The organism is Kitasatospora sp. NPDC114501, from assembly GCF_055633695.1.
On sequence record NZ_JBVKDS010000036.1, the window covers coordinates 1 to 11,654 of the forward strand.

Here is an 11,654-nt window from a genome sequence, read left to right on the forward strand (position 1 = left end):
CTTCGGGCCCGTTTCGGGCAGCAACGGCTCGACCAGGCACCACAGTTCGTCCGACACGACCCACGGACGGGACTCCCTCTTTCCCACGGACGGACCAACGAGCAGCCCAGCTGACAGTCACACCACAACAGGGCTTCTGTTAGGACCTTTAACTTGACGTTTAACTGTTTGTAGTGGTTCGTCGTGGTTTGGTGCCCTTCTTGTGGTGGGCTGGCCGGGCGTAGGCCTCGCCAGTGGCCAGGACACTGCCCACCTCGTGGCGGGCGGCGGACCGCTGGTTCTTCGAGCCGGGTGGCCGACCGGGTCCGGGGTGGGCGGGTTTCGGTGCACGCGCTGGTGAGGGGGCCTTCGTGTGGAGGTTCCTAAACCCGCGTCGGACACGGGCGGGGGTGAGTTTGTTCGGTTCCGCCGGCCGCTCCCAGGGGTGGCGGAGGTCGGCGACGAGCGGGCGGGCGAGGCGGAGCTGGGTGTGCGGCGATGACCAGCCAGGTCCAGCGGTCGGCGGCCCTGGAGTCCCGCAGGCGGGGCAGGGTCCAGCCGAGAGTCTGCTTGAGCAGGCGGAAGGTGTGCTCCAGGTCGAAGCGGCGCAGGAACGACTGCCAGCAACGGTCGACGTCGGCCGGGCCGGCGCTGGTGCGCGACCACCAGAGCCAGACCGGCCGGTTCACCCCGCCGCTGGGCAGCTTCTCGACGGCGAGCCGGATCACCGTGCCTTCGAGGAGCGGCAGTTCGCCGTCGTGCTCCAGCCAGGCCGCCCGGCGGGTCAGCCTCGGGTGCAGCCGGTCCCAGGCCCGGGTGACGGCGGTGCCATAGCGGCGGGTCTCGGTGCGGGTCACCACCCGCTCCTCGCCCCAGGTGGCGGGGTCGCCGAACACGAACTCGCCGCCGTGCTTGGGCGGCCGGCCACCGGCTGGGTTCGCCGAGTGCCACTCGGCCCGGGTCGGCGCCGGGCGGCGCATCACCCGGTCCGAGCGGAGCCGACCGAGGACCTGCACCGGCAGGTCGCCGAGCAGCTGCGCGATGCGCGGGGCGTCGTAGCCGGCGTCCATCACCACCAGCACCTCCGGATCACTCGCCGTCCACTGCCCAGCGCCGATCAACCGGGCTACCACATCGCGGAGTTGGGCGGCGGTGACGGCAGCGACGTCGGCGCCGGCCTCCAGCCGCATTGCGTCGAGCACCGCCGTCCACGACGTCCGCCCGGTCTCCAGCGCGGCGACGAACGAGTACGGCCAACCGGGGATCATCTGGTGCTTGGCGTCGCCGCGGCCGAAGGCGTGGCAGAACGAGAGGTCCGGGCAGGTCCCGGCATCCGGCCGCAGCCACGGCGAGACATCTACCGCGAGCACCAAGCGGCCGTCGGCGGCCCGCGGCAGCGGCAGGCCGGCCAGCTCCGACCGCAGCCAGTCGACGTCCATCCGGCCGCCCCGGTTCAGCGCGCCGTACAGGGCTCCGCGCCCGCGCCGGTGCTCTGGGGCGAGGGCCAGATCCACCAGGGTTTTCACCGGGCCGTCGGTGCACAGCACCGCGTCGGTGAGCTCGAACAGCGCGGCGCGCCGTCCGGTCAGGCAGCCATAGAACCCCCCTGGAAACGTGACAAGTCCGCGAGTGGCTCGCACTGCACGCCTTCTTGGTCCACCAAACTCACCGCCATGGCCTTCGCGTCGAATCCTGTACCTCTTCGAGGGTCCAGGATCATGCGGAGGCGGAGTCGCTGTATGGGGAATTCCCATGTAGGTGACCTGCGGTCTCCGTCGGATCGGCTACTGCGGCGAACAAGGATCGTCCGTCGGTCGTCTCCGCTCGCCCTCGGGGGTGAAGGTCAACGATCCGCGGAACGAGCCGCCGCGGAATCGGACCGCGAGGAGCAGCGGTTGCCTGTGCTCGGGCGGCCATGGTTCGGCCCCTGGTTCACTGCCGTTCCAAAGGTGGAAGACCACCATCGGCTGCTGCGGATCCGCACTGAGGTAACCGAGCGTCTTCCCGTACAGAGGATTGTTTCCTCCGAACAGCACAGAGGGAGGACCGAACTCCGCTGTCACGTCAGGCCAGGTGCGGTCAACCGCGGCCCAGCGCCGGACCCGGCCTGCGAGGGCCTGGTACTCCTCCCCGGTGAGAACCCGATCGGGCTTGAGCCAGCCGCGTCGCTGTGCGAACTCCGCGTACACCGAGGCGACCTCGCAGCAGTCGACCTGTGCTGGGAATACGGACTGGAAGGCCCCCGCGGGGCCGATGGAGGTCCACAGCCCCTGCTCTTCCCACTCCTGCTTCAGCTCGGCCCATGCCTCGGGCTGGCGTTCCACGAACAGCAGGTGGTCAATCAGGACCCGAAGAGCCACCTCGCCCCCGAACATCCCGGGCCGACGAAGGGCGAGGTTGAGCTGGTCAACGAGATGAGCGTGGATCTCTTCAGCAGCGGCGAGCGGAGTCAGAAGCGTCACGCACACAGTCTTCCGCACGATGATCACCACGGACCATGTATTCCGATGACGATCGCCAATGGTTAAATGTCAAGTTTAAGGCTTGTCTGACAGGCCTTAGTAGTGCTTTGTTAGGTGGTGTCGTAGGGCTGCCATGGGGTGGGTTGTCGGCAGGTGGGGCAGTGGCCGGTCCAGGTGGCGATGAGGTGTTGGAGGAGGTCCAGGGCCTGGTGGAAGGTCAGGCCCTGGACAGGGCTTTGGGAGGGCCCGCTGCTCGGTGAGGAACAGGTGGGCGGCGCTGACGAGGGTGACGTGGCGGTGCCAGCCGATGAAGGAGCGTCCCTCGAAGTGGTCCAGGCCCAGGCGGGTCTTCAACTCGCGGTAGTCCTGCTCGATCCGCCAGCGTGACTTCGCCAGCCGGACCAGGTCCCTGGCGGGGACGTCGGCGGGCAGGTTGGAGATCCAGTACTTCACCGGCTTCGCCTCGTTCTCGGGCCATTGGGCGATCAGCCAGGTGAGGGGAATCGTGCCGTCGGCGGCGGGCTTGGGGCGCCGTCCGGCGAGGCGGACCCTCAGCAGGACGAAGTGCGAGCTCATCGCCGCTTTGGAGCCCTTGCGCCAGGTCACGCTCCGCCCGGCCCGGCGCCCGGCGGCCAGTACGTGCTCGCGCAACGGGATCGGGCGGGTGCGGTAGCGCGGCAGCGGCCGCGGTCCCAGGCCGCCGGAGGGCGGCTGATACGGTTCGGCGTCCTCGGCGTAGGCGGTCATCTCGCCCTTGGCCCGCAGCACACAGGCCAGGTGGCGGTCCTCCAGGCCGTGACGGAAATCGGCGTTGGCGCCGTAGGCGGTGTCCGCGACCAGCACGGCGCGCCGCAGTCCCGTGCCGGCGAGTTCGTCGAACATGTCCAGCGCCAGACGCCATTTCGGCCGGTGGTGCTCGTTCGCGGGGATCCGGCAGGCCGCCCGCCGCCCGGCGGCCTCGGGTCCGTCCCAGGACTCGGGCAGGAACAGGCGCCAGGACAGCGGGCAGGAGGCGTCGGCGGACACGGCGTGGACGCTGACGCCGATCTGGCAGTTGCCGACCTTGCCCAAAGTACCCGAGTACTGCCGGGCGACCCCGGGTTAGGCGTCCTTGACCGGCCAGGTCGAGGACGCCATGAACTGCTGCAACCGCTGATGATCGACCCCGAGGCGCTCGGCCATGGGCTGCATCGACTTGCGCCGACCCTCCAGCAGCAGCCCCCGCAGATACAGTCCGCCCTTGGCCCGCTGATCACGCCATGGACGCGAACACCTCCGCCGCGACCTCCTCCAACCGACCCCGCCACAGCGCCAACTCTCCAGCCCTCATACGACCAGAGAACTACCGACCACACGATGCGACAAGCCTCCTAACAAAGCACTACTAGTCTGCCTCCACCTCGAGGCTGACCTGACGAACGTCCCGAGCCCGTTCGAACAGCGCACGCTCGAGCTCCTCCTCGACTGGACAAAGCAGGAGGAACACCCGGACGTCCTCGCCGAGACCCTGGCCGGTCTGAGCCACCATGAGGACCCGAGGATCGAGCCATTGGGGCTCTCATACCTCGCCCACACTGCCCCGCAGGTACGTGCCAGGGTGCTCTCGACCCTGAGAATCGTGGACTCGGAGAGTCTGGGCGGAAGACGTTCACCTCCGAGGGGCTGAACGCCCTGCTTGCACTGGCCCGGGACACCGACTCCTCCGTTCGCAAAGTCGCCGGCTATGGGCTCGCGTACAGCCTGAATCAGGAACCCGCAATCGGGGACACCCTGGCCGATCTGCTCGATGACGAGGACCAGCAGACCCGGATCTGGGCCGTCTACGGACTGGCCAAGCGGGACGATCCGCGCTGTATTGATGGCGCCGACCGGGTGGGTCTCGTCGACGAGTACGAGTCGTGGTCCTGGATACTCCGGGCGCCCTCACGGTACGAGCAGCGCCAGAGGGAGCGGGAAGCACCGGCCACGACCGAGTAGCGTATGCTCGCCTCTGCATCCCACCGTGTGCCGGCTGTGGTCATCCGGGCCGACTCTGCCCCGCCCACCCGGTACATGATGCGGCTGGCCGCCTGGTCCCGACGCTCACGAACCTCAATCCTCGAACCCACCAACGAAGCCCTCGGCCACATACGACCAACACAAGATCGCGAAGTCACACTGAAGTATTAGGGCTGCGGGAAGGCCTTAGGATCCACGTCGCTGGTCTTGGCGTTCCCGTCCACCACAGGCTGGAGAGTTATCTCCCAGCCCGTCGTATCGGTCTGGCCGGTCTCGAAGACGAACGTGTCCTGGAACTTGGTGAACTGGCAGCTGAGGGTGAAGCCCTTGGCCTCAGAGTCCCAATCAGCACCGCCAGAGACGAAGACGTCATAGGTCCCGTCCTCCACGCCTTCAACGCTCGCCTTCTGCCCCTTGGCGACGAACACCGAATGCACGGCCTTGCCGCTCAACGCGAGCGAGACCACAGCATCCTTCGTCCCGCCGTTGTCGACCTTGAACGTGCCCTCGCCCTGCAGCTTCCCACTGCGGACCATGGTGCCGTTCTTAAGCGAACGGAACTGCTGCCTGGGCATCTGCGGGACCGTCAGGCTCACTGAGTAGCCGACCTTGGACAGCTTGGCGACGGCGGCCGACACCTGTGTCAGTCCCACCGAACCGCCCAGCTCGGCCTTGGCGGAGTCCGGTGCACAGACCTTCCGGCGCTCGATGTCACTGCTCACCGACGAGGCGCCCGAGGCCAGCTCCTTGAACGCGAACACCAGCTCGTTCTTCGCCGACACCGCCGTCGCGTCGGTTGGATCGTCGGCCCGGCTCAGCTTCTGGCTGTTCAGGGTCGCGATGCCGCCGATCTCGGTCAGCGCGACGCCGAACTCGGACAGGTCCTTGGCTGCGGCGGCCTTGCCGAGTGCGGCGTTGACGGAGTTGACGGCCTCGGTGAGAACCGGGCCGTGCGGTGGCTTGCCGGACGTACGCCGATTAACCGCCGTTCCATCGCCGCCCCCTCCGGCCGTACAGGCCGCCAGCACCATCACCGTGCCGATCGCCAGACCGGCTTTCCCCACGAACCTCATGACCCCACACCTTCGGAGACCGATCACGCGTATGCGCGCGGCGACACATGCTCCCGAGTACGAACGAACCCGTCAACCTGGTTTCAGACCTTCGCCCCCTGCGATCGACCCAGCGCCGTTGATCTTGCGCTCCCGCAGCTCCGTCCGTCGCCGGCGCTCGGGAGCGGTGCGCGCCAGGCCGAACAGCGCCGCGCCCCGCAGAATCCGACCGACCGCCCCGACACCGACCAGGCATGGCCCTGTACTTCGCCTGCCCCGGCCGACCCAGACCCCGACGACAGGCCCACCCGCCGCGACGACCGGCCTGCGGCACAGTCGGCCCCGCCGGGCGATCGAGCGGACGCAGCCAGCGTGCGGAGGCCGTTCCGTCTCCCCTTCGGTCTCGCGCGGCCGCCGCTGAGCGTTCGGCGGTGAAACCGGGGCGGCGCGCTCGTCAACGTGTCGGGCCGCTTCGACCGGGTCTGCCAGGAGGTGCAGGCGCCACAAAAGCCTCATACAGGTATAACAAGGCAAATCATATGATAGCGAATGAGTATCTGTACGGATATGGGACCAGCCGGTTACCGGAATAGGATTCCTGTTGACCGAAAGTTGTCGGGAGGGGAGTGCTGTGGGGCATCTCAAGGTCGATCCGGGTGAAATAGGCATGTCCGCAGGGGCGGCGCGGGCTATCGGCGAGGACTTCGCGAAGCCCTGCCAGGCCGCCGTCACCGCCAGTCAGACGGCCGCCAGCCAGCTGACCGGGTGGGCGGTGGCCGCACGGCTTAACCAGGTGGCCGGCAGCTGGGCACCGGTGTTGGCGGGTGTCAGCGACCGCCTCACGAAGACGGCCGACAACCTCACCGCCACGGCGCAGGCCTACACGAACAACGAGAACGCCAACGCCGAGGTCTGGCAGAAGCAGCACATCGGCGAAGCATGGGAGAAGCCGGGCCAGTGAGCATGTACGAGCTACTGCTCCGCTTCGACCCTACCGGACTGCACGAAGCCGCCAAGGCCTGGCGCGCCCTGTCCACCGGGGCGCAGTCCGCTGACACCCGCCACCGCAGCCAGGTGAACGCCCCGCTGAGGAACGGCAACTGGGAGGGGGAGGATGCGCAGAAGGCGTTCTACACCCTGGGCCGGAACGAGCAGATCCTGGAGATCGTGCGGGTTGAGTCCGCCGCTGTCGCACTCGCCCTGGACACCGTCGCCGACCGGATGTACCAGGCGCAGACCAATCTGAAGAACGCCGTGCACCGCGCTGAGGAGTGGGGCCTGACCGTCGGTGCCGACGGGATAGTGAATCTGCCGGCACTGAGCAAGGGCGAGCAGAACGACCCCGAAGCCGCGTCCAATCCCGAACGCAAATCGCTGGAGACCCTGCGCACGCAGGCACAGGAGCGGATCAACAAGGCACTGGTCGACGCGAAGGAGGCGAGCGACAAGGGCGACATCGCCCTCGGCCGCCTCGACGCCGACATCCTGACCCGCCCCAGGACGTTCGGCTCCACCGCCGAGACGGCCGCCGACGTGAAGGACGTGGCGAAGGACCTCGGCCTCGCCGTTCCGTACGTTCCCGAGAACAAGGACTCGCAGAAGTCCGCGGACTGGTGGAAGTCGCTGACCCCGGAGCAGCAGAGCAGCTACCTCGTGCTCTACCCGGACAAGGTCGGCCAGCTGGACGGCCTGCCCGCGACGGTCCGGGACGAGGCGAACCGGCTGGCCCTCGACCAGGAGCTGGACGGGTTGAGGTCCGGTACCGCGCGCGGAAGCGGAATCGACGAGGGGGTGTACAACCTCCGCGAGCAGAACCTGATGAAGCTCAAGGAGCAGCTCGACCAGCACGACGGCACGGCCGAGGACAAGCAGCTGTTCCTGCTCTCGTACGACTCCAAGTCCTACAGTGGGGACGGCAAGGCGGTCATCGCGATGGGCAATCCCGACACCGCTGACCACACTGCCGTCATGGTGCCGGGGACCGGGACCACGGTCGGCAGCACGGGAGGCCAGATCGAACGCATCAACAGCATGCAGGAGGCTGCGAAGGAGGCGTCGAAGGGGACGAACCAGAAGGTCTCCGTGATCTCGTGGCTCGGATACGACGCACCCGAGATCCCGGTCCTGCAAGAAGCGAACGTCGGCATCGCCGGCACCACACGGGCCGAGGACGGAGCCGAGGCCCTGCGCCAGTTCACCCAGGGCACGCGGGTCGCGCAAGGCGACCACCACAGCCACCTCTCGGTCTTCAGCCACAGCTACGGGACGACCCTTGTCGGTGCGGCTGCCGCCGGCGGACAGGGCCTGGGGGCCGACGACATCGTCGCCATCGCCAGCCCCGGAATGACCGTCCAACACGCCGACCAGCTTCACATCGACCCGGCCCACTTCTGGACCGGCCGGGCGGCAGACGACCCGATCGAACTCGCCACAGAACTCACCCTCGGCGACGACCCGATGGTCGACCTGTTCGGCGGGAACAACATCCAGACCGACACCTCCGGGCACAGCGGGTACTGGGACGCCGGCAGCAAGAGCCTCGACAACCAGGGCCGCATCATCGTCGGGAAGCCGCCGACCACGGTTCCCAAGGAGCACCCCACCCCGCCGCCTCCCCCGTAACGACCGCCGCCGGGCCGACCACAGCCCGGCCGCTCGGTCCTCATCCTGTACCGGCCGCAAGGACTCCACTGTGCCGTTCCACCTGCCACGACTCGCTGTACGCCCTCTCGAGGCCCGACGCCTGAGGGCCGCGGCCATCGCACTCTGTCTGCCCCTCATCCTCGGAGGATGCATGTCCACACCCGGTCCCAACGATCCGATCCCCGTCAAGGCCCGCCAGGACGCCCAGGACTGGGCACAGCACATGACCGAGTACATGGCGCAGACTGCCGGAGCCACCCTCGACGCCGGCAGTGCCGAGCCGAAGTTCAGCAACTGCGTCGGCAGGAACGACGAAGTCCGCAACGACGGCCGGTACAAGTTGTCGTACGCGGTCTACAGTTCCGCCCCGCTTGAACAGCACCCCGAGGCCGTTCGCAAGGTCCGCGTGATGCTCGAACAGCAGGGCTTCAAGATCGACGGCTACCGGGAGACCACCGATGGCAAGGTGGACACCGTCCTCGATGCCTCCCAGGAGTCGAGCCGGTACATGGTCACGGTCGAGACCACGACCGGAGGGCTTCTCCTCTTCCGGGTCAGGACGCCTTGCCTTATGCCCCCCACTCCGTCGCCGGCTTCGCGCTGACCGGCCACGTCGCCTTTTCGCTTGCAGAGGGAGCGTCTGGAGCCAGGGACCGGTACCTGCCTGCGGCCCCAGCGGGGGACACTGGTGTTGGTCCCGCCCATACGGGAGCCCCGGCCACCAGCCCATCCCGCGCACCCAGGACGGCGTCACCGCCGCGCTCCGTCGGCGCAGCGGCACCTCCGCCTCCAAGCTCCTTCGCCAGCTCGGGGCCCGGTGAGGTCCGACCGGGCCGACTCCGAGCGCATCGGCTAACCCCCGCGGGTGCGGGGAGGACTTGCCCAGGCCCCGGGCCAGCTTCCAAGCGGCCGGCTGACCCCCGCGGGTGCGGGGAGGACAGGTTGTAGCGGCTGGGGAGCAGGGTCGAGAGCGGCTGACCCCCGCGGGTGCGGGGAGGACTCCAGAACCGCCAGGGTGTGATCGCTGCGCATCGGCTGACCCCCGCGGGTGCGGGGAGGACCTGGGTAATCGCCGCCGTGTCCCCGGAAGTTGCGGCTGACCCCCGCGGGTGCGGGGAGGACCCGTGCTCGGCGTTTGGTCAGACATGGTTCTCCGGCTGACCCCCGCGGGTGCGGGGAGGACTGGATCTTCCGCCGGTCGGCCTTGAGCTTGTACGGCTGACCCCCGCGGGTGCGGGGAGGACGCCCACTGGTCGGCCTGGTCTGCGATCTCGCGCGGCTGACCCCCGCGGGTGCGGGGAGGACACTTCGCGACCTGCGGCGATGCAGCGGCTTTGCTATTTCTTTGCAGTGCTTGGTGTGCCGTTGTTCGAAGGTCCCAACGTCGCACGTGAGCTGTTGAGGTGTCAAAGAACCTGAGAAGCATCCCACCTGTCCGTGTGGCGGGACAGTCCCAGTCGGCCGCACCTTCCCGCCGACCTGCTGCCCACCGCGCCAGCCGAGTGGTCAGCAGCAGCAGCGACAACACCGTGCGGATATGGGCCCTGCGCACACAGGATTCATCGCAGTCGTCCCCGTCGACGGACCGCATGCCGCAGCGATCACCGCCACCGGTGCCCTCGCCATCGGATTCCATCTACTCCTGGCCGACCACCACACCGACACAGCCCGCACGGCTCGTATGAACTACCGCCGGATCCTCTCGCCATCGCAGGAGAAGAGGATCCGAAGCAAGTGCCCGACCGCTCCCACCACCAGCGGCGCGTCGCCGCCCGAGCCGGGTGCCTACCTCTGGCCGCGGCGGTCCCGTGGCCTCGCGACCGTCGTCTCCAGCAGTGTTCACCCGCACGACAGCCCACCGCCCGATCCACCTAAGCTGTCCCCCACGGGTGACCGGGGGAGGACAACGGGTGGATCGGTACGACGTCACGAACACCATCGACGGGGGCAACCAGAAGACCGTCATCCAGGTGGGATCGATGACGGTCCAGACAGCCCCCGCCCCGGCCGACCCCGCCCCGCCGGGCGATCCGTGGGTCCGCGCCGTACTGGAGTCGGGCGTCTGGACGCACGTCGCGCCGCGCGACGCCGAACCCCACCGACGACACGCCGCCCGGTTGGCCGAACGGCTCGCCGCCGTCCGGGACAGCGCCGGACAGCGGACCGCCAGGGACCCATGGGCCGACCCCGGCTTTGCGGCGCGGTTCGCGGACCCCCTGCCTCCCGCCGCGTACGTGCCGACGGCGACTGGACCGTATACCAGCGCAAGGATGGCCGCTGGGAAGCCGCCGGATACGTCCTCGCCCCCGGCGACACCCGCAGGTGCGTACGCGTCTACGGCGCCACCCGCAAAGATGCCCTGGCTAAGCTCACCGAGAAGATGCCGCCAGTAACCGCGGCCTCCCCGTCCCCTCCACGCAGGGCAGCGTGGCCGCGTACCTGACGTACTGGCTGGAGAACGTCGCCGTCCGCCACCTCCGCGAGAACACTCACACCCGTCACACCGCCTGCATCCACGCGTACCTGAGCCCCGGCCTCGGCAAGAAGAAGCACACCAAGCTCACTGCCAAGGATGTCCGCACCTGGCTCAACCAGCTCCGCACCACCTGCCAGTGCTGCGTGTGCGGCATCGACGGCAGGCGCGACCACCCCCGCTGCTGCGCCGTCGGCCAGTGCTGCAACAAGCAGCTCTCCCCGCTGACGCTCACCTCCATCCACTCTGTGCTCAAGTCCGCCCTGGAGCACGCCGTGCGCGAGGAAGAGATTCCCCCCAATGTCGCCGGCAACGTCCACACCGCCACCCCACGGCCCCGACGTTTCGAACCCCTCACCGCCGACGAAGCCCGCCAGCCCCTTACCACCGCCCAGAACCACCGGCTGCACGCGCTGTTCGAACTCGCTCTCCACACCGGACTCCGCAAGGGAGAACTCCTCGGTCTGCGCTGGGAAGACCTTGACCTCGGCGCGGGCACCGCCGCAATCCGCCGAACCTTACAGCGCACCACCGCAGGCGGGCTCACCACGCTGCCCACCAAGACCCGGGGCTCGGAGCGCCGCATCGCCCCCCGCCCACCCGTTGCCTCCACTCGCTGAAGCTTCACCGCGAGCAGCAACAGCGGGAGTTGGAGGCCGCCGACTCCTCGTGGCAGCGCAGCAGGCAGGTTTTCACCACTGCGCAGGGCGGACCGATCGACCCGACCAACCTCAGCCGTGCCTTCACCACGCTCCTCCGCAAGGGCGGCCTCCGCCGCATCTGCTTCCACGACCTCAGGCACTCCACCGCCACCGTCGAACGGTGCATCAACCGCCTGAAGAACTGGCGCGGCCTGGCCACCCGCTACGAGAAGACCGCGACCGTCTTCCAAGCCGGACTCCACATCGCCGGCATCTTCATCTGGTCCGCCCGCTGATCCAAAAGAAAGGATCTAGGTCCTGTGTGAGGTTGTGATCAATCTTGGGGTTCTGCCCTCTTCTGAGGGCAGAACCCAGTAGGACTGTGGCCGTGACACGTAGGCAACTC

6 protein-coding genes, 4 pseudogenes and 1 CRISPR repeat array are annotated in these 11,654 nt (G+C 68.4%); of the genes and pseudogenes, 6 read left to right on the forward strand and 4 right to left on the reverse strand.

Annotated features, from left to right (window positions below):
• Positions 1-160 precede the first annotated feature (160 nt).
• From ACZ7RU_RS36770 to ACZ7RU_RS36780, 3 genes and pseudogenes are all read right to left on the reverse strand, one after another.
• A pseudogene (locus ACZ7RU_RS36770) lies at positions 161-1,654 on the reverse strand (NF041680 family putative transposase).
• A gap of 109 nt (positions 1,655-1,763) precedes the next feature.
• Positions 1,764-2,471: a hypothetical protein gene (locus tag ACZ7RU_RS36775; protein WP_470345362.1), complete on the reverse strand. Its 708-nt coding sequence runs from the start codon at positions 2,469-2,471 to the stop codon at positions 1,764-1,766.
• Positions 2,472-2,675: 204 nt separating this feature from the next.
• A pseudogene (locus tag ACZ7RU_RS36780) lies at positions 2,676-3,771 on the reverse strand (IS701 family transposase); the annotation flags it as partial.
• A 341-nt stretch (positions 3,772-4,112) separates the two neighbouring features.
• Here ACZ7RU_RS36780 and ACZ7RU_RS36785 point away from each other — a divergent pair.
• A complete protein-coding gene (locus ACZ7RU_RS36785) occupies positions 4,113-4,418 on the forward strand; it encodes a HEAT repeat domain-containing protein (RefSeq protein WP_470345366.1) in 306 nt (101 codons plus the stop codon).
• Between the two features lie 188 nt (positions 4,419-4,606).
• On the opposite strand, the gene ACZ7RU_RS36790 is transcribed toward ACZ7RU_RS36785, so the two are convergent.
• Positions 4,607-5,512, reverse strand: a complete 906-nt coding sequence (locus ACZ7RU_RS36790) for a hypothetical protein (protein ID WP_470345363.1) — start codon at positions 5,510-5,512, stop codon at positions 4,607-4,609.
• Between the two features lie 610 nt (positions 5,513-6,122).
• On the opposite strand from ACZ7RU_RS36790, the gene ACZ7RU_RS36795 reads away from it, so the two are divergent.
• The 5 genes and pseudogenes from ACZ7RU_RS36795 to ACZ7RU_RS36815 form a co-directional block, all read left to right on the forward strand.
• On the forward strand, positions 6,123-6,452 hold the full coding sequence (locus tag ACZ7RU_RS36795) for a hypothetical protein (RefSeq protein ID WP_470345364.1): 330 nt from the start codon (positions 6,123-6,125) through the stop codon (positions 6,450-6,452).
• Positions 6,453-6,454: 2 nt separating this feature from the next.
• Positions 6,455-8,113, forward strand: a complete 1,659-nt coding sequence (locus ACZ7RU_RS36800; protein WP_470345367.1) for an alpha/beta hydrolase — start codon at positions 6,455-6,457, stop codon at positions 8,111-8,113.
• 172 nt (positions 8,114-8,285) lie between these two features.
• The gene (locus ACZ7RU_RS36805; RefSeq protein ID WP_470345365.1) at positions 8,286-8,738 is read left to right on the forward strand and encodes a hypothetical protein; all 453 of its coding nucleotides are present in this window, start codon (positions 8,286-8,288) and stop codon (positions 8,736-8,738) included.
• Between the two features lie 245 nt (positions 8,739-8,983).
• A CRISPR array of direct repeats spans positions 8,984-9,439; the repeat unit is 29 nt; unit sequence CGGCTGACCCCCGCGGGTGCGGGGAGGAC.
• A 674-nt stretch (positions 9,440-10,113) separates the two neighbouring features.
• Positions 10,114-10,293: pseudogene (locus ACZ7RU_RS36810) on the forward strand (hypothetical protein); the annotation flags it as partial.
• A 17-nt stretch (positions 10,294-10,310) separates the two neighbouring features.
• Positions 10,311-11,424: pseudogene (locus tag ACZ7RU_RS36815) on the forward strand (tyrosine-type recombinase/integrase); the annotation flags it as partial.
• Positions 11,425-11,654 lie beyond the last annotated feature (230 nt).

Bases quoted from the DNA above. Each gene is read 5' to 3' on its own strand.
- ACZ7RU_RS36790 (WP_470345363.1), bottom strand. From the start codon at position 5,512: ATGAGGTTCGTGGGGAAAGCCGGTCTGGCGATCGGCACGGTGATGGTG.
- ACZ7RU_RS36800 (WP_470345367.1), top strand. From the start codon at position 6,455: ATGTACGAGCTACTGCTCCGCTTCGACCCTACCGGACTGCACGAAGCC.
- ACZ7RU_RS36805 (WP_470345365.1), top strand. From the start codon at position 8,286: ATGTCCACACCCGGTCCCAACGATCCGATCCCCGTCAAGGCCCGCCAG.